Annotated in this window: 20 protein-coding genes; 10 read left to right on the top strand and 10 right to left on the bottom strand. The window is 71.1% G+C overall.

The features are described 5' to 3' along the window. Window positions 1-2: 2 nt before the first annotated feature. Both M9914_05415 and M9914_05410 read right to left on the bottom strand, forming a co-directional pair. Window positions 3-1,118, bottom strand: coding sequence for an FAD-binding oxidoreductase (locus tag M9914_05415; GenBank protein MCO5173614.1), 1,116 nt, complete (start codon window positions 1,116-1,118; stop codon window positions 3-5). Window positions 1,119-1,268: 150 nt separating this feature from the next. Next, on the bottom strand, window positions 1,269-2,417 hold the full coding sequence (locus M9914_05410) for a tellurite resistance/C4-dicarboxylate transporter family protein (GenBank protein MCO5173613.1): 1,149 nt from the start codon (window positions 2,415-2,417) through the stop codon (window positions 1,269-1,271). 188 nt (window positions 2,418-2,605) lie between these two features. Here M9914_05410 and msrB point away from each other — a divergent pair, with 188 nt between their 5' ends. Together msrB and M9914_05400 are read left to right on the top strand one after the other, a co-directional pair. Further along, window positions 2,606-3,109 carry a peptide-methionine (R)-S-oxide reductase MsrB gene (gene msrB, locus M9914_05405; GenBank protein ID MCO5173612.1) on the top strand — a complete coding sequence of 168 codons (504 nt, stop codon included), beginning with the start codon at window positions 2,606-2,608 and terminating at the stop codon, window positions 3,107-3,109. Between the two features lie 183 nt (window positions 3,110-3,292). Further along, the gene (locus M9914_05400; GenBank protein MCO5173611.1) at window positions 3,293-3,541 is read left to right on the top strand and encodes a GlsB/YeaQ/YmgE family stress response membrane protein; all 249 of its coding nucleotides are present in this window, start codon (window positions 3,293-3,295) and stop codon (window positions 3,539-3,541) included. A gap of 150 nt (window positions 3,542-3,691) precedes the next feature. On the opposite strand, the gene M9914_05395 is transcribed toward M9914_05400, so the two are convergent. The 8 genes from M9914_05395 to M9914_05360 all read right to left on the bottom strand — a co-directional run bounded on the left by M9914_05395 (window position 3,692) and on the right by M9914_05360 (window position 11,923). Further along, window positions 3,692-5,125: an FAD-dependent oxidoreductase gene (locus M9914_05395; GenBank protein MCO5173610.1), complete on the bottom strand. Its 1,434-nt coding sequence runs from the start codon at window positions 5,123-5,125 to the stop codon at window positions 3,692-3,694. Window positions 5,126-5,129: 4 nt separating this feature from the next. Then, window positions 5,130-6,464 (bottom strand): MFS transporter, encoded by a 1,335-nt coding sequence (locus tag M9914_05390; GenBank protein ID MCO5173609.1) that lies wholly within the window; start codon window positions 6,462-6,464, stop codon window positions 5,130-5,132. Between the two features lie 144 nt (window positions 6,465-6,608). Further along, window positions 6,609-7,088 (bottom strand): DUF2249 domain-containing protein, encoded by a 480-nt coding sequence (locus tag M9914_05385; protein MCO5173608.1) that lies wholly within the window; start codon window positions 7,086-7,088, stop codon window positions 6,609-6,611. Between the two features lie 80 nt (window positions 7,089-7,168). Next, the gene (locus M9914_05380) at window positions 7,169-7,801 is read right to left on the bottom strand and encodes an HAD family phosphatase (protein ID MCO5173607.1); all 633 of its coding nucleotides are present in this window, start codon (window positions 7,799-7,801) and stop codon (window positions 7,169-7,171) included. Beyond that, window positions 7,798-8,697, bottom strand: coding sequence for a carbohydrate ABC transporter permease (locus tag M9914_05375; protein MCO5173606.1), 900 nt, complete (start codon window positions 8,695-8,697; stop codon window positions 7,798-7,800). Before M9914_05375 ends, M9914_05380 begins: the two co-directional genes overlap by 4 nt. Further along, window positions 8,698-9,603 (bottom strand): sugar ABC transporter permease, encoded by a 906-nt coding sequence (locus tag M9914_05370; GenBank protein MCO5173605.1) that lies wholly within the window; start codon window positions 9,601-9,603, stop codon window positions 8,698-8,700. A 10-nt stretch (window positions 9,604-9,613) separates the two neighbouring features. Continuing rightward, complete coding sequence (locus tag M9914_05365; protein ID MCO5173604.1) at window positions 9,614-10,900, bottom strand: extracellular solute-binding protein; 1,287 nt, start codon at window positions 10,898-10,900, stop codon at window positions 9,614-9,616. Between the two features lie 201 nt (window positions 10,901-11,101). Next, the gene (locus M9914_05360; protein ID MCO5173603.1) at window positions 11,102-11,923 is read right to left on the bottom strand and encodes a zinc metallopeptidase; all 822 of its coding nucleotides are present in this window, start codon (window positions 11,921-11,923) and stop codon (window positions 11,102-11,104) included. Between the two features lie 153 nt (window positions 11,924-12,076). Between M9914_05360 and M9914_05355 the strand changes: the two genes are divergently transcribed. The 8 genes from M9914_05355 to M9914_05320 all read left to right on the top strand — a co-directional run bounded on the left by M9914_05355 (window position 12,077) and on the right by M9914_05320 (window position 21,837). Next, the gene (locus M9914_05355) at window positions 12,077-12,829 is read left to right on the top strand and encodes a tyrosine-protein phosphatase (protein ID MCO5173602.1); all 753 of its coding nucleotides are present in this window, start codon (window positions 12,077-12,079) and stop codon (window positions 12,827-12,829) included. A 134-nt stretch (window positions 12,830-12,963) separates the two neighbouring features. Beyond that, window positions 12,964-13,596, top strand: a complete 633-nt coding sequence (locus M9914_05350; protein ID MCO5173601.1) for a TetR/AcrR family transcriptional regulator — start codon at window positions 12,964-12,966, stop codon at window positions 13,594-13,596. A 77-nt stretch (window positions 13,597-13,673) separates the two neighbouring features. Continuing rightward, window positions 13,674-15,998, top strand: a complete 2,325-nt coding sequence (locus M9914_05345; protein ID MCO5173600.1) for an MMPL family transporter — start codon at window positions 13,674-13,676, stop codon at window positions 15,996-15,998. A gap of 57 nt (window positions 15,999-16,055) precedes the next feature. Next, a complete protein-coding gene (locus M9914_05340) occupies window positions 16,056-16,844 on the top strand; it encodes an outer membrane lipoprotein-sorting protein (GenBank protein MCO5173599.1) in 789 nt (262 codons plus the stop codon). 28 nt (window positions 16,845-16,872) lie between these two features. After that, window positions 16,873-18,252, top strand: a complete 1,380-nt coding sequence (locus M9914_05335; protein MCO5173598.1) for a hypothetical protein — start codon at window positions 16,873-16,875, stop codon at window positions 18,250-18,252. A gap of 46 nt (window positions 18,253-18,298) precedes the next feature. Continuing rightward, entirely contained in the window at window positions 18,299-18,985 is a 687-nt protein-coding gene (locus tag M9914_05330) for a hypothetical protein (GenBank protein MCO5173597.1), read from the top strand. Between the two features lie 106 nt (window positions 18,986-19,091). After that, on the top strand, window positions 19,092-20,675 hold the full coding sequence (locus tag M9914_05325) for an ABC transporter substrate-binding protein (GenBank protein ID MCO5173596.1): 1,584 nt from the start codon (window positions 19,092-19,094) through the stop codon (window positions 20,673-20,675). A gap of 154 nt (window positions 20,676-20,829) precedes the next feature. Continuing rightward, window positions 20,830-21,837, top strand: a complete 1,008-nt coding sequence (locus tag M9914_05320; GenBank protein MCO5173595.1) for an ABC transporter permease — start codon at window positions 20,830-20,832, stop codon at window positions 21,835-21,837. Window positions 21,838-21,860: the final 23 nt, after the last annotated feature.

Raw genomic sequence — 21,860 nt, 5'->3', positions numbered from 1 at the left:
CGCTACGCCGCGAACAGGTCCCACTCGGCCGAGGGGAGCCCGAGCGCGCGGCGCGCGGCGGCGCGCCCAAGCACGGCGCCAACGACGTTGCCCGTGCCGCTGTAGCCACCGATGGCCCATACCCCCGGGCGCGCCTCCCTGGCTACGGGCAGGAGGGTGTCGGTGTAGCCGACGGTCGCGGCCCAACGATGGGTTATCGGCGCGCTCACCCCGAGACCGTCGCGCAAGTACGCCTCCAGCAGCCCCTGCACCAACTCCGACGGCTCGGCGGCGTCCGTCCACTCGGCGTCCCCGCCGCGGTCACGGAAGCCGCCCAGCGCCACGCGGCCGTCCGGAAGCTGCTGGAAGTACTCGTAGCCGTACCTGCGGTAGACGGGGAGCGGCAGGCTCACCTCGCTCGTCGGGGCGGTGGCGAGCATCTGGAGGCGCACGTCCTTGACCTCGCCGGCCAACTCGGGCAGGAGCCTGACCAGCCGACCGTCGACGGCGACGACGACCGCCCCGCACGCGACGCTGCCCATGACGGTGCGCACGCGCCTCCCGCTCAACTCGACGACCGGGCTGCGCTCGAAGAGCCTGGCGCCGGCCTCGAGCGCGAGGCGCGCCAGGCGCCGGCAGCGCGCGAGCGGGTCGAACACCGCGTCGTCCGGGAAGAGCAGCCCTACCCCCTCGGGGCCGGAGTACCGCTCGACGGGCAGCCCATCGGCGCGCATGACGGCGTACTGCTCCTCACAGTCGGCCTCCTCGGCGGCGTCGACCGCGATGCGCAGCGAGCCGACGCGGCGCGCGCTCCGGCCGGCCGCCGCGAGCTCGGTCTCCACGCCCACCAGCGTCGCGCGGTAGAGCGCCACGGCGCGCTCCGCGCCGAGCCTGGCGCGCGCGTCGTGATGGAAGGCCGCCAGGCCGGCAAGCAGCAAGCCGCCGTTGCGCCCCGCCGCACCGCCCGCAACGCTGCCGGCGTCGACCCCGACGACGCTGCGCCCGAGCGCCCTGAGCTCACGCGCGGCGCTCAAGCCGGAGCCGCCGAGCCCGATGACGCAGACGTCCGCCTCCGCATCGCCCTCGAGCTGCGGGAGCACCTCCCAGTCGTTCGTACCCCACACGGGAACGTTGTCCATCACCCCTCCTCCCACGCCAGGCACCTGGCGTGCGGGGGCAGCCAGGTAGGCAGACGAGCACGCTTGGCGCGAGCACGCCGGCGTAGGCCATGTGGAGGCTCGACGCCTCTATACGATCGCATGTGCGTCTGATGATACGCCGCGCCGCGTTCAGGCCGCGGCCCGGCGGCGGCTCGCCGTCATGAGCGTCAGCAGGAGGCCGAGGAAGGTCGCCGCCCAAGCCGCCAGGGCCACCCAGGCGAAGAGCGAGGCGACGCTTTCCATGAGGCCGATCCCGACGTGCGCGGCAAGCTGCCGGGAAGCGACGCCGTACATGCCGAGCGGGAAGACGAGCCCCCAGTACTCTGGGGCGTAACGCAGCGGATACTTGGCCACCAAGTGGCGCCACGCCCCGAACACGACGAGTAGCGGGATCCACCAGCTCCCGAACGCCCAGAAGAGGAGGGTGAAGCCTAGGAGGAAGGGCCTCACGGAGCTCCAGAGCGGCTCGGGGCCAGGCTCCGTCAACAGCGTCGCGCCCGTCAACGTGGTTATCGCCAACGCGCCCATGTTGATCCAGTACGGCGCCGCGAGCTGGCTCGCCTCGATCCGCAGGAACGTGAAGCGGTAGAAGATCAGGCCGATGATCAGCAAGTACAGGACCGTGCCGGCCAGGAAGAGGCACAAGCCCCCGAAGACCAGGTCCGCGCCCATCCCGCTCTGGTCGGCGCCCCCCGCCCGGACGACTGCCAACCCCTCTCCCCCGACCTGGACCGCGAGCAAGGCGACGGCCTGGGTCGCTACCACCGCGAGGAGCCATGAGCCGCTCAGCGCCGCCTCCAGGCGCGGCTTGGCGCGTCGTAGCGTCACGGCCGCGAAGAAGCCGTAGGTGATGCCGACCCAGGCGGCGGCGGCCACGGCCAGCAGGGCGCGGGCGACGTTGGCCGCTCCGAGGAAGGTCGCGACCTGGCTGGCGAGGACGCAGGTAGCGGCCACCCATGTGAAGTAGCCCGGGCCGCGGGCATGGTCGACGAACTCCTGGGACGTACGCCGCCGCGCGAGGGCGAGCCGTGCGGCGAAGACGCACGCGAGCACCAAGAACATGACGACGTTGAGCCAGGTCAGGGCCAGTGCGACGGCGCGCAGCCCTATGCCGGCGCAGGCGAACGCCACGATGCCGGTCGCCATGACCAGCGCCCCGTACTCCGGCGGGACGGCTACGAGCACCCGCGCGAGGCCGTCGACCTCGGGAGCGGCCGGTCTGCCGCCCGGTCGAGTGCCTGCCGTCACGCCCTCACTCACTCGCCTACCCGTGGCCACCGCAGGAGCATAACGCCGGCATCCGCGCGGCACGACGAGCGCCACGCCGGGCGCGGTCCGCGCGCCACGCCGGCGCGCCGAGCGCGCGGACACAGCGTGGAAGAGGCCAACCGGCTCGCCGAACGCGGCGCCGGCTCGCCGAAAGCGCGGACACAGCCGAAGCCGGCGAGCGCGCGTAGACTCGGCCCATGAGCGAGTTGCCGAACGACGACCGACCCGTCGCGGGCGAACGCGACGGCACCACGCGCGACCGCGCCGAAACGGCTCGGGACCTGCGCGACCGCCTCACCCCCCTGGCCTGGCGCGTCACCCAAGAGGCCGGCACCGAGGCGCCGTTCACGGGCGAGTTCTGGGACCACTTCGCCGCGGGCGACTACCACTGCGTCGTGTGCGGCGCGCTGCTCTTCGAGTCGGGCGCCAAGTTCCACTCGAGCTGCGGGTGGCCGAGCTTCTCCGAGATAGCGGCGCAAGGCCGCGTCACGAGCTCCGAGGACCTCAGCCACGGCATGCACCGCATCGAGGTGCGGTGCGCCACGTGCGGCGCGCACCTCGGCCACGTCTTCCCCGACGGTCCGGAACCGACAGGGCTGCGCTACTGCATCAACTCGGTGGCGTTGACCTTCGAGCCGGACGCCGGAACGGTCGAGTCTGGCGGGCGGCCCGACGGACGCGGGGGAGGGGCCGAGACCTGATCACCCCCGGGCGGCAGGCGCCACCGGCAAGCGCGCGCGGTCGCCGGCTACGGGCAAGAGGCCTGGCGGAGCCCCGCACTTAACGGGTCAGGTAGGTCATCCGTACCAGGCAGACCCCTTCCCTGCTGCTACCTTTGTCGAGCGCCGGTCGAACCGCGACCGCGCCGGAAAGGAGTCACCTAGGTGAACATCTTGCTATGGATCATCTTCGGCGCGCTGGCAGGCTGGATCGCGGGTGCCATCACCGGCTCCGGGAAAGGCCTCCTCACCAACATCGTCGTAGGCGTCATCGGCGCCTTCCTCGGCGGCTGGCTGTTCAACCAGTTCGGCGGCCTCGGCGTCACCGGCTTCAACCTGTACAGCCTCCTGGTCGCCGTCGTCGGCGCCATAGTGCTGCTCGTGATCGTGCGCCTCTTCTCACGCGGCGGCTGAGGGCGGCCGAGGCAGAGTTCTCCCGCTGAGCCCGGTCGGCCCCGCCAGGCGGCCGCACGACCGACCGGGGGCCGCCAAGCGACCGCAAGACCTACCAGGGCCGGGCCCGTCGCAGCGGAGCCCGGCCCGCTCGCGTCTGCGGCCCGCTAGCTACCGGGAAGCGTCGTCCCCGAAGAACCGCGCCCTGGCGGCCGCGTCGCTCGGGGAGTCGGGCCCGGCCACCACCACGTCCGGCACCCGCGCCGGGTCCCTCGCGAAGAGGGGCCAGAGCTCCGCGCGTAACGCGTCGGCCCGCTCGCCCGGCTCGCGGTAGACGTCGCGCAGCCAGCCCGTCAGCCGGCGCAAGGCGCCGGTGGTGTGCAGCGTGGCGTCGGCGTACGCCGAGCCGGCCGCGTCGACGGCGGCCGGCTCGAACGAGATGGCGGGCTCGCCGGCGGGCCCGGTCGCGGGCGAGGCCCCCAACTCACCGGGCGCCAGCAACGCGTCCGTGAGTTCACGCGCTCCCCGCAAGGCCAGGGCCATGCCGCAGCCGAAGCTCGGGTCGCTCGCCGCGGCCGCGTCGCCGACGAGGGCGAAGCCGGCGGCGTACGGCATGCTCACCCACGTGTCCGCCCCGGAGAACTGCGCGAGGGGGCCGGCCTGCTTGGCCGTCGCCAGCCACCGCGAAGGCACGCCTGCGGCCTCGACCAGGCCCAGGAGCTCGCGGAAGGCCCCGTCGCCGATGAGCCGCCTACGTCCCGTAGCCAGGTGGTAGCCCCCGTACACGCGCGTGCGGCGTTCGTCGACGGGCAGCACCATGGCGAGCAGCCCGGCGCTCGGGGCGAAGAAGACGTGGGCCGTGTCGCGCGGCTCGCGCGCGGACGAGACCGCGGCCCCCTCCAGCATGACGCCGGCGAACATCAGCCGCTCCTCGTCGGCCAGCGTTCGGAACCCACCCCAGGCCCTGGCGCGCGACGACCGGCCGTCGGCGCCGATGACGAGGCGGGCGCCGACCTCGAACTCCGTGCCGGCCGCCCGCGCCATGACGCGCAGCTTCCCGCGGCCGCCTAGCACGCCTTCCGCTTCACCAGCCGCCGAGTCCGGAACACCGGCGTCATCACCGTGCGGGGCGCCAACCCCCAGCACGGCGGTGGCGGCCGCGCCACGCACGACCCGGGCCCCGGCGCGCTCGGCTGCGGCCAGTAGCGCGGCCTGGAGCTCGGGGTGGAAGAAAGCCACGGCCGTCTCGCCGGCGCCGGCGCCTTCTCGAGCGCCGGCGGCGCCGCGCCTGGCCGCGTCCTCTGCGGCCAGGTCGCGCGGACGCGGCGAGGGCAGACCGGCGACGTGCGTCTGCCAGTAGCGCAGCGGTCGCGCCACGGCGTCCAGCACCCCTCCCAACCCCAGCCGCCGCGCCTCGGCGACGCCCCACGGGTACATCACGTCGCCGCGCACCCTGTCGGCGAAGCGCGGCTCGCGCTCGAGCACGAGCACGTGGGCGCCGGCGCTGGCCAGCCGGAACGCGCAGGCCGCCCCGGCCACGCCGCCGCCGATGACGACGACGTCGAACGCGGCACCGTCCTGCACCGTTCGCGCGAGGCCGGTCACGGCGTCAGTCGAGCGCGGCACCGGTAGGGCGCGGAAGGCGCGTCACGATGAACAGCAGGGGCGCGGCGACGACCGCCCCTGCCAGACCCATCGCCAGGTAACCGGCCTTCGCCATGAGCAGGCCGCCCAGGATCGTCGCGCTGGCCGCCGCCCCGCCGACGAGCAGGTCGTTGAAGCCCTGCATGCGGCCCTTCTCCGCCGGCGTCAGCACGTCGGTGAGGAGCGCCGAGCCGGCCACGTAACAGAAGTTCCAGCCGAGGCCGAGGAGGAAGAGGGCGAAAGCCACGGGGAGGAGGTTCGGCGAGAGCGGCGCGAGCAGGCACGCCGCCACGAGGACTACCGCCCCGATGGCCAGCACGCGGCGCCTGCCCCACCTGTCCGTCATCCAGCCGGACACGGTCGAGAAGGCGTACATGCCGAGCGTGTGCCCGGAGAACACGAACGAGATGTTGACGAGGCTGTGGGCGTGCTGGTGCATGTGCAGCGACGTCATCTGCATGAGCCCGACCATGACCATGTGCGCGAGGACGACGCTCGTGACGGCCGTGCGCACCGCCGCGTCCGCCAGGAGCTCGCGGAGGCCGCGCGCCCGCTCCTTGCGCACCGTAGTGCCCTCGTCCATGGCGATGGCGTCGCCGATCAGGCGGGGCTCCGGCCTGAGAGCGACGAGCAGCAGCACGGCCGTGAGCAGGTACCCGAGGCCGGTCGCGAGGTACGGGCCGGCGATCTCGTTCCAACCCCACCCCTCGACGAGGCGGCCCGTCGGCCCGACGAGCGCCGGGCCGACGACGCTGCCGATGGTGCCGCCGAACACGACCGACGACAGCGCGCGGGCGCGCCTCGCTCGGGGGTTGACCTCGGCGGCGACGAAACGGCCCAGTTGCACGGCCGAGTTGCCGGAGCCGGTTATGAAGAGGGCGACGAGCACGAGCGGGAAGTTGCCGCTGGCGACGCCGACGAGCGAGATGGTCGCGCCGACCGTGCCCGTGAGGAGCGCGGCCACCAGGGCGCCGCGGCGGCCCATCCGGTCCGACCGGCGGCTCCAGAAGTAAGCGCCGACCGCCACGCCGATCTGGACGACCGCAGCGGGCAGACCCGCCAGCGAGTCCCGCCCCGAGAGCTCGGCGCCGACGATGGCGGCCACGGTGGCTGCGGCTATGGATCCGGCAGTGCCGAGGCTCTGACTGATGAACAGGGCGCCCGTGATGCGGCGCGCATGGCGCGCGCGCACGGCGGGATCGGCCAACGCCCCGCCGGCCGCTTGGGCGACCTGCGGGCCGGCGGCCGGCGCTCCGTCCGCGGTCGGGTCGGTCGGCAGGCTCGAGGCGTCCACGCTCACCGCGCCAGACTAACCGAAAGCCAGTAGGGCCCGTCGCTGCCGCGCCGCCGCCTCCGGCAGCGCGGCGCGGGCCGCCGGTGCGCCATCAGCCACGGGTCGGCCGCGGCCAACGCCGCCGGCAGCGGCCGCGGTCGACCTACCGCGCTAGACCTTGCCGATCCTCACGCGCCATACCTCGGGCCCCTCCTCCAAGGGCTCCCAGGTGAAGGCGCCCGGGTTCTCGGCGGCGAGCTGGTAGTAGAGCGGCTTGGGGTCGTGGTCGTTGACGAGCACGAACGCCTCGCCGGCCGCGAGGGCGAAGTACGTCCGGAAGATGAGGCGGTGGCGCTCGGCCGGGGGGAGGTGGCGCACCTCGAGCAGCCGGTCCGAACCCGTGTCGGTCACGGGCTGCGGCCTGACGGTGCGCGTGAGGTAGTGCAGCGTGCCGTTCAGACGCTCCCCCTCCTTCGGCCACTCGTGCCGCAGGAGGGTCCAGCCCTTGGCGGCCAGCTCGCAAGCGTCGTCCTGCCTGCCGGCGTCGCCCAACGCGCGCAGCGCCTTGTCGAAGAGCCTGTTGAGCTCGGCGACCGCCTCGCTCGGGGTCGGCGCCGCTCGGTCGTCCGTCGGTTGGGTGGGTCCGGTCATGGGAGCGAAGCTAACCGCCACGCGGCGCGGCGAGCCATGACCCGCGACAAGCTCCCCGGCACCCCGGCACGGCCGCGTCCTCAGCCAGGGACCAGTCCGAAGACCTCCTCGACCTGGGCGACGGCCGCGTCCACGTCGCCGCACGTGACGGTCGTGAGCCCGAGCCGAGCCGCCGCGCCCACGTTCTCCGCGAGGTCGTCGATGAAGAACGACCGCTCCGCCTCCACCCCCTCGGCGCCGAGGATCCGGAGCCAGAACCCCGGGTCCGGCTTCGCGACCCCGAGGAGGTGCGAGGCGTAGACGTGGTCGAACACCGCGTAGTCGCCGCCGTCCAGGTGGACGCGGTAGTGCGGGCCGGACGTGTTGGTGCCGGCCACCACCCTCACGCCGGCGGCCTTGAGCCGCTCGACCAGGTCGTACATGCGGGGCCGACGGCGCGGGTGGAAGTGATCGCCCCACGGCTCACCGGCCAGCCCCAACCCGGTGACGGCCTTGAAGCGCTCCCAGAACTCGGCCGGGGAGACCCTGCCCGTGTCGAGGTCGTCGGAACCCGCCTCGCGGAGCAAGCGTCTGAACGTAACGGCGTCGAGGCCGAGCTCGCTCGCGATGGCGGGGGCGACGTCGTGCCCATCGACCATCACGCCGCCCATGTCGAAGATCGCCAGCTTCGGCGCCTCGTCCGAGCGAGGTGCGGACCCGCTACGGCCGGTCACTCCTTGCCCGCGGAGAACACGTTGGCGCCCTTGAGGAAGAAGCGCGAGAGACTGAAGAAGATGACGAGCATCGGGAGGCTCGATAGGGCGGCGACGGCGACCATGGCGCCCTCGTTCGTGCTCTTCTCCTCCATGAACGTCACGACGTACAGGGGCATGGTCCTCAGTTCGGGGGCCTGCACGACCAGCAGCGGCCAGATGAGGTTGCCCCACTGCTGCTCGAAGGTAAGGACGCCCAGTACGGCCATGACGGGCAGCATGTTGGGCAGCACGATGCGGAAGAAGATCCCGAGCTCGGACGCGCCGTCGATGCGTGAGGCGTCGAGGAGCTCGTCCGGAAAGGTAAGGAGCGACTGGCGCATGAGGAACACGCCGAAGGCGCTCAGGAGGAACGGGACGATCAGCCCCGCGTAAGTGTTCTGGAGCCCCATGCCCGTCACCACGACGTACAGGGGGATCATGACGGTCTCGAACGGCACCATCAGGGTGGAGAGGATGAGGACGAAGACGATGTTGCTCCCCCGGAACTTCAGCTTCGTCAGCCCGTAGCCCGCCAGCGCCGAGAACAGCACCGTGGTCAGGGCCACGCAGCTCGACACCACCACCGAGTTCAGGATCGCGCGCGGGAAGATGAACTTGCCGTCGTTACCCTTGATGGCCTGCCAGAAGTTGTCGAGGAAGAAGGAGCTCGGCCACCAGGAGAACGGCATGCGCATGATCTCCCGCGACGGCATGAAGGAGGCGATGAACATGAACACGAGCGGGGCGAGCACGAGCACGAGGGCGACGACGAGCACGACCCAGCCAAGGGCGTGGACGACGGCCTCGAGCGGTGTCCGGCGCACCACGGCCGCCCCCGCGACCGTCCGCCGCTTCCTCAGGCTACCGGCCGCCACTCAGCTTTCCCCCCTGCCCGACAACCTGAACTGGAGAAGGGAGAGGACCAGCATGACGAGCAGGAGCACGATGCTCATGGCGTTCGCCAAGCCGAGCTGGAGGTCACGGATACCCGTGGTGTAGATGCTGAGGGTCACGACGTTGATGGACTCACGCGGAGCGCCCGCCTGTGTGAACAGGTACTGGGTCGCGAAGGTGCGCATGCAGAAGATCATGGCCATGACCGACACGAGGAGCGTCGTCGGTTTGAGTAGCGGCAGGGTCACGTAGCGGTAGAGCTGCCAACCGCCGGCGCCATCGACGTGGGCCGCCTCCTTGACGCTCTGCGGGATCCCGCCTAGACCCGCTATGAAGATGATGGTGAAGAAACCGAGCTTCTCCCACAGGTAGACCACTGTGGTGGAGAAGCGCACCATCTCGGGGTTGGCCAGCCACTTGTGGTCCACGCCGCTCAGGCCGAGCACGAAGTTGACCCATTGGTTGGCGACTCCGCGCGGGTCGAGCAGGAGCAGCCACACGGCCGCGGCGACCACGCTGGGGATCACGGCGGGGGCGTAGAACGCGAGCTGGAAGAAGCGTTGGAAGTTGAGGCGGGAGACGATGATGGTGGCGAGCAGCAAGCTAAGCACCACGAGGGGGATGGCCGTGCCGAGCGTGAACAGCCCCGTGGCCTTCCAGGAGTTCCAGAACGTGGCCGAGTCGAGCAGGTCCAGGTAGTTGCGAAGGCCCACGAACCGCGGGGGCCGCAGAGACAAGGGGTTCTTGGTGTGCAGGCTGAGCCAGAAAGCGTTGAAGATAGGGTAGAAGCTGAAGACCGCGAAATAGATGAGGGCTGGGAGTACGAACACCCAGCCCCACATCGCCCTCCTGGTGGCCACGGTCAGTTTGACAGCCTTACGGGCCACCTCGAGCTACTCAGTACTCGCCGCGCAGGGCGCGCTCGACGCCTTCGCGCATGGTCTTGAGCACGTCCGCAGGCTCCTTGCCCTGCAGCATGACCGCCTCGATCGAGTCCTTGAGGACCTGCAGCACCTGCGGCGAGTTCTCGTCGTAGTAGATGACGGGAGCCTTGGCCAGGTCGCTCATGAAGACGTCGGAGTACGGAGCGCCCTTGAACATGTCGGAGTTGAGCAGCTCCTGCGTGGGCTGCAGGACCGCGACGCGCTGGAAGAACTCGTCGGCGTGGCTCGCGAAGTAGCCGAGCAGCGTCCAGGCGGCCTGCTGCTTCTCCTTGGAAGCCTGGGCGTTGACCATCCAGTAGTGGCCGTAGTACGCCTCGGCCACGTCGGCGACGGCGTCCTCCCACTGCGGGAACGGGATGACCATCCAGCCCTCGCCGGGCAGGAAGCCGGGGTTGTCGTTGAGGATGCGCGCGGCCTGGTACTGACCGGACTCCATCATGCCGATGTCGTTGTTGTCGAAGTTGAAGATCGAGCGCGCCGCCTTGTAGGTTGGCGAGCCTAGGTTCTTGCCCGTGGTGCCCCAGTCCTTGAAGTACTGCAGCACGCGGAGCCACGCCTCGTCGCCGACGATGGCGCTCTTGCCGTCGTCGCCGATGAGCTTGCCGCCGAGTTGCGCCGCCATCGACGGGAGGAAGTTGAGGTAGTAGGGGTAGCGGAAGTCGAAGCCGCGGCGCGTGATGATCTCGCCGTCCCGGATCGTGAGCTTCTCGGCCACGTCCATGAGCTGTTCCCAGGTCTTCGGGTAGTCGGTGAGCGGGTCGAGGCCGGCGTCACGGAACACGTTCATGTTCAGGTAGATCGACCAGTTCGTGACCTCGAGGGGCAGGCCGTAGAGCTCGCCCTCGTACGTGACGGGGTCGAGGGTGCCCGGGAGGTAGGCATCGTAGATGGACTGCTCGTCGATGTAACCCGCGGCGGCCGGGTCGACGGGGGCGACGCGCCCGTTAACGATGTACGGGTACTCGTTGGGGATGTCCATGTTGAAGATGTCGGGGCCGCGGTTGGCGGAGAAGGCGGTCAGGATGAGCTGCGCCATCTGGTCGGTCGGGTTCGTGACGCGCACGACCTTGTACTGCGGGTAGTCCGCCTCGAAGCGAGCTATCAGTTCCTGCTCGAGGGCGGTGCGGTTCGGGTCCTCGTGCGTCCAGTAGACGATCTCCGTCTGAGCGATGGCGCTGCCTCCGACGAGGGCGGCAGCCACGAGCATCAGAGCGAGAACGCGGATGAAGCGGTTGAGCATCGTTCCTCCAATTCCCCAACTTTATGTTTCGAGCGCGATATCTAACCAGCAGCACCGTCTGCGGGCCGGCGGTCGAGAGTCCGCTTACGTGCGCGCTCCCACCCAATCGCGATATCACCGTGCAGCATATTAGCGAAGGCGTTGGCCGTCAACGAAGGTGGGGACCCGGCGCGAACCGCCGGCGCGATCAGCGCGCTTGGCTCACCGGCTCGCGAACGTGTTGCAGGCGTTGGGATCGCCTGACTGGAAGCCCGTGGTGAACCACTGCGTGCGCTGGGCCGAACTGCCGTGCGTGAACGTCTCCTGGTTGGGGATGCGCCCGGCGCGTTTGGCGAGGGTGTCGTCGCCGACGGAGGCGGCCGCGCCGAGGCCCTCCTGGAGGTCGCCGCGCTCCATGACCCCGCGCCGGTCGGCGCTCGCGCCCCACACGCCCGCGTAGCAGTCGGCCTGGAGCTCGACCGGCACGGAAAGGCCCTGGGACTGGGCGCGCGTCAGCGTGCCGAGCAGGTTCTGCACGTGGTGACCGAGCTCGTGCGCGATCACGTAGGCCTGCGCGAAGTCGCCGGGCGCCCCGTAGCGCCTGCTCAGCTCCTCGAAGAACGACAGGTCGAGGTAGACCTTCTGATCGCCGGGGCAGTAGAAGGGTCCGGCGGAGGAAGGGGCGTCGCCGCACGCCGTGCTCACGGCGTCGCGGTACAGGACGAGGCCCGCTTCCTGGTACGGGAGGTCGCTCGCCTCGAACGTCGCGTGCCAGAACGACTGCACGTCGTCGAGCACGAAGGAGACGAAGCGCACCATCGGCTCCTCGGCCTCGAGCTCAGCCTGGTTGGGAGTGGCGGCCTGGGGCTGCACGGCCGCGCTCGGCGACAGGCCGAGGGCCGAGAAGAGGTCCGTGCCGGTGATGGCGCTGAGCGCGAGGATGATCAGCACGCCGCCGATGCCGAGGGGCACGGCCGCGCGGCCCGGACCGGCCGCTCTACGGTCCTCGAGGTTCTTGCTACGACCTGCGTCTTCCCACTTCATGCGCACTCTCCTCGGCGGGCATCGAAGGGGGCCTGCCCTGCCACAGCTTGCCAAGACCTCGCGGCGCGATGGGCCGGGAGGACGATGCCCGGAGACGGGCACCTGCGCCGTCGTCGCCCGAGCATGCTACCCCGATAGTAGAATCCCGGGACCATGAGCAAGGCGCCCTCCTCACCTCACGACCACCGCTTCCTGCCGCTCGACGGCACCCTCAACACCCGCGACCTCGGGGGGTTGCCGGTAGCCGGGAACGGACGCACCCGTTTCGGCGTGTTCTTCCGCTCCGACGTTCCGATGGACCTGGGGGCGGCGGACTTCGAGCGCCTCGCGCGCTTGGGTTTGAGCACCGTCATAGACCTGCGCCAGGCGCACGAGCTCGAGCGCGACAAGAACAGCCTGGCGGCCACGAGCGGCATCGACTACCAGAACGTCGAGATCTGGGGGCACATCGACGCGGCCGGAGACCAACCGGCCGACCGGTGGGACATCACCGCGTTCTACCTGCGGGCCTTGGATCACGCCGGCCCCGGCTTCGTGCGTGTCATGACGCTGCTGGCGAACGCGCGGGGCGCCTCGCTCTTCCACTGCACCGCCGGCAAGGACCGCACCGGCCTCGTGGCCGCGCTCCTGCTCGAAGTCGTCGGGGTCGACAGGGACACCATCATCGAGGACTTCGCCCTCACGCACGATCGCATCGACCCGCTGCGCCAGCGCCTACTGGAGGACGCCGCCAAGCACGGCATCGAGCGCAGCGACTTCGAGCGCCTGCTCGGGGCCACACCCGACCTGATGCTTCCCGCGCTCGACTACTTGGCCACCCGTTACGGCGGGGCGACGGCCTACTTGAAGGCCAACGGGCTCCAGGACGAGCAGTTGGCGACGCTCAGGCACAAGCTCGTCGGCTGATCCGGGAACCGGGGTGCCCGCCGCACGCGCGGCCCCACCCAGCCAGGAGGCGTGACGCTTCCGGAACGGGGCGCCGCGGACCGTCGTCAGCCAGTTACGGAACGAACGTTCCACAACGTGCTAGCCTGGTAGCGATGGCGCGGCCCAAGGCGTTCGACCACGACGAGACCGTCCTCAAGGCGGCCGGCCTGTTCCGGCGCCAGGGCTACGAGGGCACGTCGGTGCGCCACCTGCAGGGCGAGCTCGGCCTCAGCGCCAGCTCGTTCTACGCCGCCTTCGGCGGCAAGTACGAGCTCTACATGGAGGCCCTCGCCGCCCACGCGGCCCTGGAGCGCGAGCAGCTGCGGCTCGGCCTCGCCGGACCCGGCGCCTTCAGGGACAAGTTCGCCGCCCTGCTCGCCTCGCTGATAAGCGAGCTCACGGGCGCGGGCGGCACCAGCTCCCTCACGCTCAGAGCGGCGGTCGAGGAGGCAGGCACCAAGCCGGAGGTCCTCGCCTTCCTGTCGCGCTACCTCACAGAGCTGATCGAGATGGTCGGCGGCCTGATCGCGGCCGCGGCCGAGCGCGGCGAGCTGCGACCGCGCCACCCGCCCGAGCACGTGGCGCGCTTCCTCCTCTTCGGCGCGCTCAGCCTCGGCTTCGTCGCCAAGGTCTCGACCGACAGGGCCACGCTCGACGGCTACGCCGCCATGGTCCTTGACAGCATCCCCAACGACGACGCCGGACCGCACACCCCGATCCAGCCGGACCCACTCCCCAACGCCTAGGAGGCGACCGCACGCATGAACGCCAGAGCCAAGCAAGCCCGTTCCATATGGAACGCTCGTTCCAACCGGGGCGGGGAATGACCGACAGCGCACATGGGAACGCCGACGGGAGCCGGGCCGCAGGCCGCGGTCGAGGCGCCGGTCACGACCGGCACGCCGGCCGAGGCCGGCGCAACCTGGTCGTCGTCGCGGTCTTCGCCGTCCTCTCGCTCGGCTTCGGCCTCGGGGCGTTGCGGCTGCGCCTCGACGCCTCCGTGTCGGCGATGCTCCCCGACAAGAGCACGGTCGCCGACCTGCAACGCGAGGTGTCTGACGTGTTCGGCGCCGACACCGTCATGGTCGCGCTCCTAGAAGGCGACATCTACACGCAGCCGGCCATCGCCCAGCTCGGCAAGCTGACGGCCAGCCTCGCCGAAGTCACGGGCGTCAACAACGTGACGAGCGCCGCCAACGCCCAGCGCATGCTCGACGACGACGGCTTCCTCCTCGTCGAGGACCTGTTCCCGCCGGCCCCGACGTTAGACGACCTGGCCGAGGCCCGCCGCTACCTGGAGACGTCGCCCCTCTACGGGGGCGGGCTGCTCGTGGCGGAGGACGGCCGGTCGGCCAACGTCGTCATGGAGGTCTCCGCCGACGTCGACTCGGCCGCCATGAGCAACGCCATCCGCGCCGTCCTGGACGAGCAGTGGCAGCGCGCCGGCTTCGGGGCGTCGCACCTGGTGGGCGGGCCGCTGATCGACGGCGAGATGCGCGCCACCCTCGCGCGCGAGATGCCGCTCCTGGGCGGGGTGGCCGCCCTGCTCATCCTCGTGATGCTCTACCTCAACTTCCGCACCGTGCGCGGCGCGCTGCTGCCGCTCATGACCGTGCTCGTCGGCCTCCTCTGGTCGCTCGGGACCATGGGCTGGCTGGGCGCGGAGCTGACGACCCTCAGCGTGATCGCGCCCGTGGCCATCCTCGCGGTGGGCAGCTCCTTCTCGCTGCACCTCCTCGGGCGCTTCTTCCAGGAGCTCTCCCACGGCGCCTCGAAGGCCGCGGCCATCGCGACCGCGCGCAAGGAGACGGGGCTCGGCGTGCTCATCTCCGGCCTCGCCATCTCGGCCGCGCTCTGCACGTTCGCCCTCTCGGGCATGCCGACGGTGCGCGGCCTCGGCCTCCTCACGGCCGGCGGCGTGCTGGCCACGCTCGTCGCCTCCCTCGTCCTCCTGCCCGCGGTGCTCGGGCTGCTGCGCCCGCCGCGCCGCGTCGTCGACCCGGAGCAGCCGGGCGTGATCGCCGGCTTCCTCGCGGCCGTAGCGCGCTTCGCCGACAAGCGGCGGTACGCCATCCTCGTGGCCGCCGGCGTCCTCCTGGCGCTCGCCGTCTTCGGGACCACCCGCATCGTGCCCAACACCGCGGTCATCGACTACTTCAACGCCAACTCGCCGCTGCGGCACGACTACGCCGTGGTGGAGGCGGCGTTCGGCGGCTCGAGCCAGGTCGAGGTGCTCGTCGAGGGCGACATGAGCGACCCGGCCGCACTCGCCGCCATGCTGGCGTTCCAGGAGCGCGTGGCCGCCATAGACGGGGTCGGGCACACGACATCCATCGCCACCGTGTTGCGCGGGATCCATCACACGCTGACCGGCGACCTCGCCCTGCCGGCGACGCGCGAGGAGGTCGCGCAGGAGCTCCTCCTCTACCAGCTCTCCGGCGACCCGAAGCAGGTGAGCAACTACCTCACGCTCGACTCGCGGCTCGCGCGCGTCGACATCGCGACCAAGTCGGAGTCGACGGCCGTCATGCGCCGCATCGTGAGCGAGATCGAGGCCGCCGGCGCCGCCACCATCGGGCAGTACGCGCGGCTCGGCTACACGGGCTCGACCGTGCTCCAGCTCGCCATCGAGGACGCCCTGCTGCACGACTTCGTGATCAGCCTCTCGCTCGCCATCGTGCTCGTCGTCATCATCGACTCGTTCGTGCGCTCGTTCCGGGCCGCCGTCGTGACCATCCTCGCGTTGCTGCTCACCATCGCCCTCCAGTACGGCATGCTTGGCTTCTTCGGCATCCCACTCGACCTCTCCACCATGCTCCTCGGGGCCCTGGCCATCGGGGTCGGCGACTACGCCATCCACCTCACGGTCAGGTACATGGAGGAGCGCCGGTTCGGGAGTCCGCCGGAGGCGGCCATGAGCCGCGCCCTGCACTCTTCCGGCCGCTCCATCCTCTTCACGGCCCTCACCCTCGGCGCGGGCTTCGCCGCCATGATCTTCAGCCAGTTCGTGCCGGTGCGCACGCTCGGCTCGCTCATGGCCTTCACCGTCGTCTCGGTCGGCACCGCCTCGCTCACGTTGCTGCCGGCCGCCTGCCTAGTGTTCCTTCGCGACCCGCGCGGCGCGGCGAAGGCCGCCGCGGAAGCCTGACCCGCCATGACCGGCTACACCGAGACCCGACCAACCCCCAGACCAGGAGGCAACCCCATGACCGGACACCAGGACCACCGCCGGGCCAGCGCCCGCGCCATCGTCGCGACGGCCTTCGTGCTCGCTCTCGCCGGCGCCGCCTTCGCCCAGAGCTACACGACCGCCAAGGAGGTCGTGGACGCCATGGAGGCCAAGCCCGCGCCCAGCACGACCGTCGCCACCATGAGCATGACCATCACGGCCGCGTCGGGCCACTCGCTGACGCGCACCATGCAGGTCTGGTCGGCGGACGAGGGGGGCTCGCAGCTCATCAAGTTCCTCGAGCCGGCGGACGTGCGCGGGTCCGGCTTCCTCTCCGTCGAGAAGGCGTCGGGCGAGACGGAGACCATGATCTACCTGCCGGCCTTAGGCCGCGTGCGCCGCGTGGCGGGCGGCCAGAAGCAGGACGCCTTCTTCGGCTCCGACTTCTCGTACGAGGAGATCGCGAGCCTGAGCGGCGACTTCGGCGACGACTTCGAGACCGCGCTCCTGGAGACGCTGCCGGGGCCCGTCTACGTCATCGAGGGCGTCGCGAAGCCCGGCTCCGACGGCAGTTACGACCGCATCGTCTTCCAGGTCCCGGAAGCCACGCTCCTGCCGCAACGCGTCGAGTTCTACCGCGCCGGGCAGCTCGTCAAGGTCCTGACCATCAGCGGCACAAGCGCGGTCGGCGGGTACGACCTGCCGAGCGTCATCCGCATGGAGACGGTCGCCGCCGGCTCGTACACGACCATCGACCAGTCCGACTTCAAGGTGGACGAGGCCATCCCGGCCGACGTCTTCACGGAACGCTTCCTGCAGCGCTGAAGGCGCTGCCTCGCCAGAGGTGACCACCATGAGCAACAGGCAGCCGCGCCTCTCACCCGTAGACCCCGCTCCTAGGGTCGCGCCCGAAGGTAGGGTCGCGCCCGCGACGCTAGCCGCGCCCGTCGCGAGGACCCGCCTCGCCAAACGGGGCGCGTTCGCGACGAGGGTCGCATTCGCCGTGAGCGCCGTCCTCCTATGCGCCACGGCCGCCGCCCAGGTGAGCTACCGCCTCGGCGGGCTCCTCACCACGGAGTTCGGGGTGGCCGTCGACGGCACCATCCCCGTGGCGGCGGCCGGGCTCACCCTGAAGCTCGACGGCGAGGTCGGCGCGGGGCTCTTCCCTGACGCCGTCTTCGTCGCCGAGCTGTACGCCGGCTACGACGCGGCCGCCGCCGAGCGGTTCGAGGTCGGCCTCGGCCGCGCGTACGCGACCGTCTACCTGGGCCCCGTCGACCTGAGCGTCGGCAACCAGGTCGTCGCCTGGGGCTCGACCGACGCCGTGAACCCCGTCGACGTCGTCAACCCCCGCGACCTCTCCAACCCGGTGGCCGACCCGGCGGACCAGCGCCGCGCCACCCCGCTGCTGCGGGCCACCGTGCACGCGCAGCAAGGCGTGAGCGTCGACATGGTCGTAGTGCCCGTCTTCGTGCCCTCCACGCTGCCTGGCGAACGGTGGCAGTCCGCCGCCGAGCTACCGACCCTGCCGCCCGGGACGGCGATCGTCGGCGTCCTGGCGCCCAGCGAGACCGCGCCGGCCTTCGAGTTCGGCAACATGCAGTTCGGCGTGCGTGCCACCCTCGACCTCGACCTCGGGGGCGGGGCCGACGTGAGCGCCGTCGCGTACCGCGGCTTCAGGCACCTGCCGACCACCTCCGCCGAGCTAGTGCCGACCGAGACGCCCGGCGCGTTCCTGTTGCAGCCGCGCCTCGCCTACGACCGGATCACGGTGCTTGGCGGCGACTTCTCGGCCGTGCTCGGCGCCTACGTGGTGCGGGGCGAGGCCGCGTACACGTTCTCGGACGACCCGGACGGCACGGACCCCGCCGTCGGCAACGACGCGTTCGCGGCCGTGCTCGGCGCCGAGACGAAGCTCGCCGGCGGCCCCTTCGTGACCCTCCAAGGCGCCTACCAGCGCACGGCGGCGGACGCGGGCGGCGCGGCGCACGAATCGTTCTCGACCGTGCTGGCGGCGACGTTCGACCCCGACAACCGCACGGGCCTCGACGTCGCCTGGCTGCACGAGTGGACGGACGGCAGCGGGGCCGTCAGGCCTTCTTTCACCTACACGTTCGCCGACGGCCTGACCGGCACCGCCTCGGCGACGGTCCTGTACGGGAAGGGTGGGAGCACGTATGGAGCGTGGCGGGACAACACCCAGTTCCGGCTCGGGCTCGCGTACGCCTTCTAGTCCGGCGCGCGCCGCGGCCTGCCGGCCGCGCCTGACGGTACTGGCGTTGGCGGCCGTCCTCGCCTGGTCGGCCGCCGGGGCGCAGACGCCGAGCTCGCTCGCGGACGGCGGCGACTACGTGGCGGCCTGGGAGAAGGCGAGCCAGACGCAGACGGCCGCCATGCAGACGACGGCGGCGCGCGCCGCGACCGACCGGGTCGTCTACGGCCTCGCCCTGGAGGGCGCCGCCCTCGCCGACCAGCTCGTGTGGCTGAACCGGGCGGTCGCGGCCGCGCAGACCGCCGTCGGGCTCGACCCGACCTCGGCAGCGGCGTTGATACAGCTCGCGCGCGCCAAGGGCGAGATCGCCCGCCGCTCCGGCATCCTGCAGAACCTGGGCGTCGCGCCCGAGCTCAAGGAGCTCTTCGACCGCGCGCTCGCCCTCGAGCCCGCCAACGCCGACGCCCTCGTCGGGCTGGCCATGTGGCACCTCGAGCTGGTGGAGAACGGCGTCGGGTGGCTGTACGGCGGGCGCAAGGACGCCGTGGAGCCGCTCCTCGCGCGCGGCGTGGCCGCGGCGCCCGAGCAGGTCAACCTCCGGGTCGAGTACGCGCGCGCCCTCATCGCCCTCGGCAAGCCGGCGGACGCGCGCACCCAGCTCGAGCTCGCCGCCTCGCTTCCGAGCCGCCGGGTTTCCGACGACGTCGAGAAGGCCGCCGCGGCGAAGCTGCTCGCCGGGCTCGGTCAGAACTGAGCCGCGCGCCTTCACGTGCGCCTAGCGCGTCACGACCCAGGGTGTACACTTCGCCTACCCGTCAACCCAAGCGGGCAAGCAATCGAGTGATCGCAACGGAGGCAGCATGAGTCTCAAGCGGATCGCAACCCTGGCGGTTGCGCTCGTCATATCGGTGGTCACGGCGTTCGGCGCAGCCCAGTCTGCGCGTCAGACCACGCTCGTCATCGGCGGCGACTGGGGCGACCTCATCACGCTCGACCCGGGCGTGAGCTACGAGTTCACCAGCACTACCATCCTCGACAACATCTACGAACGCCTGGTCAAGTTCGACGGCGCCGACCTGTCGGCGGTCGTGCCCGGCCTCGCCGAGTCTTGGGAGATCGCGGCGCGCGACGGCGGCGGCAACAGCATCACGTTCCACCTGCGCGACGCGACCTTCTCCACCGGACGCCCCGTGAAGGCGTCCGACGTCGTCTACTCCTTCCAGCGCCCCATCCTCATCGAGAGCCCGTCCTCGTTCCTGTTCACGGACGTGGTCGGCATGGACCTCGACTCCGTCGTGGCCCTCGACGACAAGACCGTGCGCCTCGACCTGCCCGAGGGCGTGAACGCCAGCATCGTGCTCAACCTGCTCACGTTCACCACGGGCGGCGTCATGGACCAGGCCGAGGTCGAGCAGCATTACGAGGACGGCGACTACGGCCAGGGTTGGTTGAACGACCACTCCGCCGGCTCCGGCCCGTACCTGCTCGAGCGTTGGGACCGCAGCTCGCAGGTCGTGCTCGTCACGAACCCGACGTACGGCGACCCGGGCCCCATCACGCGCGTGATCATGCGCCACATGCCCGAGTCCAACGCCCAGCGCACGGCGCTCGAGTCCGGCGAGATCGACATCGCCTGGGACTACACACCCGAAGCCTTCCAGGCGGCGGAGGCGGCCGGCGTCCTCAAGACCTACCGCACCGACACGTTCCAGATGTCCTACCTGGGCATGAACTCCGGACCGGGCGCGCCGTTCGAGGACAACCGCGTCCGCGACGCCGTGCGCTACGCCGTCGACCAGCAGGGCATCATCGACAACCTGCTCCTCGGTCTCGGCCGTCCGATGCAGACCATCGTGCCGGCCGGCCTCATGGGCGCAGACACGACCATCTACTACGAGCGCAACGTCGCCAAGGCCAAGGAGCTGCTCGCCGAGGCCGGCGTGCCGAACCTGAGCGTCGAGTTCCTCATCTCGACGGGCGCCTGCGGCGGCGGCGTACCGTGCGCCGACCTCGCCGCCAAGATCCAGTCCGACCTGGCCGAGGCCGGCATCACCGCCACCATCAAGCAGACGACGGGCGGCGAGCTCTACACCATCTACCGCGCCCAGGCCGCGCAGCTCGTCATGGCCGCGTGGAGCCCCGACTACCCCGATCCCGACGGCAACGCCACGCCCCTGAGCAGCTTCCCCGCCGGCTCCATCGCCTGGCGCAACGTGTGGGACAACGCCCAGGCCGCCGAGCTGGCCAGCGAGGCCGCCGCGACGGTCGACGTCGCCGCCCGTCAAGCGCTCTACGCGCAACTGAACCACCTGGTGGCGACCGAGGGACCGTACTCGATGCTCTACCAGCCGTCCAAGCCCATCGTCACCTCCGCGAAGGTGCTCGGCTTCGAGCGCAGCGCGGGCGGCGACGTGGAGTTCGACCGCATCAGCAAGCTCCCCTGAGCAAAGGCTTGAGCTTGAGCCGAGAAGCAAGGCGAGAGGGCCTGGGTCACCGGGCCCTCTCTGACCGTAGCCACCGCGAGGCCGACCGGGCCACGGACGGGGAGCCCCTGTTCGAGGGTGCCCTCGGGGAGGGCGCGCCCCTCGAGGACGGGCGATGCTAGGGTTCCTCCTGCGCCGCCTCGGCTCGCTCGTGTTCGTCGTCTGGGGCGTGGGGCTCGCCACGTTCTTCATCTCCCAGGTCGTGCCGACCGACCCGGCCGCGGCGGCCCTCGGCAACAACGCCCGGCCGGCCCAGATCGCGGCCTACCGGGAGAAGCGCGGCCTCGACAAGCCCGCCTGGCAGCAGTACCTCCTGTACATGCAGTCGCTCGCCAAGGGCGACCTGGGCAAGTCGCTGCGCACCCAGCGGCCTATCTTGAACGACCTCAAGGACTTCTTCCCCGCCACGTTCGAGCTCACCCTCGGCGCCATGCTCTTCGCGCTGCTCTTCGGCGTCCCGGCCGGCATCCTCGCGGCCGTGAAGCAGGACCGGCCCCTCGACCTCGGCGTCAGGACCCTCGCCCTCATCGGCGGTGCGACGCCCGTGTACTGGCTGGCCATCCTGGCGCTGCTCCTGTTCCACTCCAAGCTCGGCTGGCTGCCGGGGCCGGGCAGGCTCGACGCCTTCCTGCTCGCGCCGCAGCGCGTCACGGGCATCCTCACCCTCGACGCCCTCCTGGCCGCCGACTGGGAGGTGCTCGTCGACGCGCTCAGGCACCTGCTCCTGCCGGCGGCCGTGCTCGGCGCCTTCTCGACGGCCCTAGTCGCCAGGATGGTGCGGAGCGCCATGCTCGAGGTCCTCTCGCAGGACTTCGTCCGTACGGCCAAGGCCAAGGGCCTGCCCGAGAGCAAGGTCGTCCTCAAGCACGCCCTGCGCAACGCCGCCCTGCCCGTCCTGACCGTGCTCGGCAGCCTCCTGGGCGGGCTGCTCACCGGCGCCGTGCTCACCGAGACGATCTTCTCGTGGCCCGGCATCGGCTCGTACGCCACCGCGAGCGCCACGGCGCTCGACTTCCCCGCCGTGATGGGCGTGACGCTCGTCGCCGGCCTCGCCTACAGCGTCATCAACCTGCTCGTCGACATCATGTACGCCGTCTTCGATCCGAGGATCGCCTACTCGTGAGCGGCCTCGTAACGAGCGCGACG

Source organism: Trueperaceae bacterium, assembly GCA_023954415.1.
Taxonomy (GTDB): domain Bacteria; phylum Deinococcota; class Deinococci; order Deinococcales; family Trueperaceae; genus JAAYYF01.
The sequence above is the reverse complement of the archived record's forward strand: the minus strand, read 5'-3'. Positions and strand labels throughout refer to the sequence as shown.

Bases quoted from the DNA above. Each gene is read 5' to 3' on its own strand.
- M9914_05415 (MCO5173614.1), bottom strand. From the start codon at position 1,118: ATGGACAACGTTCCCGTGTGGGGTACGAACGACTGGGAGGTGCTCCCG.
- msrB (MCO5173612.1), top strand. From the start codon at position 2,606: ATGAGCGAGTTGCCGAACGACGACCGACCCGTCGCGGGCGAACGCGAC.
- M9914_05385 (MCO5173608.1), bottom strand. From the start codon at position 7,088: ATGACCGGACCCACCCAACCGACGGACGACCGAGCGGCGCCGACCCCG.
- M9914_05365 (MCO5173604.1), bottom strand. From the start codon at position 10,900: ATGCTCAACCGCTTCATCCGCGTTCTCGCTCTGATGCTCGTGGCTGCC.
- M9914_05360 (MCO5173603.1), bottom strand. From the start codon at position 11,923: ATGAAGTGGGAAGACGCAGGTCGTAGCAAGAACCTCGAGGACCGTAGA.
- M9914_05355 (MCO5173602.1), top strand. From the start codon at position 12,077: ATGAGCAAGGCGCCCTCCTCACCTCACGACCACCGCTTCCTGCCGCTC.
- M9914_05350 (MCO5173601.1), top strand. From the start codon at position 12,964: ATGGCGCGGCCCAAGGCGTTCGACCACGACGAGACCGTCCTCAAGGCG.
- M9914_05345 (MCO5173600.1), top strand. From the start codon at position 13,674: ATGACCGACAGCGCACATGGGAACGCCGACGGGAGCCGGGCCGCAGGC.
- M9914_05340 (MCO5173599.1), top strand. From the start codon at position 16,056: ATGACCGGACACCAGGACCACCGCCGGGCCAGCGCCCGCGCCATCGTC.
- M9914_05335 (MCO5173598.1), top strand. From the start codon at position 16,873: ATGAGCAACAGGCAGCCGCGCCTCTCACCCGTAGACCCCGCTCCTAGG.
- M9914_05325 (MCO5173596.1), top strand. From the start codon at position 19,092: ATGAGTCTCAAGCGGATCGCAACCCTGGCGGTTGCGCTCGTCATATCG.
- M9914_05320 (MCO5173595.1), top strand. From the start codon at position 20,830: ATGCTAGGGTTCCTCCTGCGCCGCCTCGGCTCGCTCGTGTTCGTCGTC.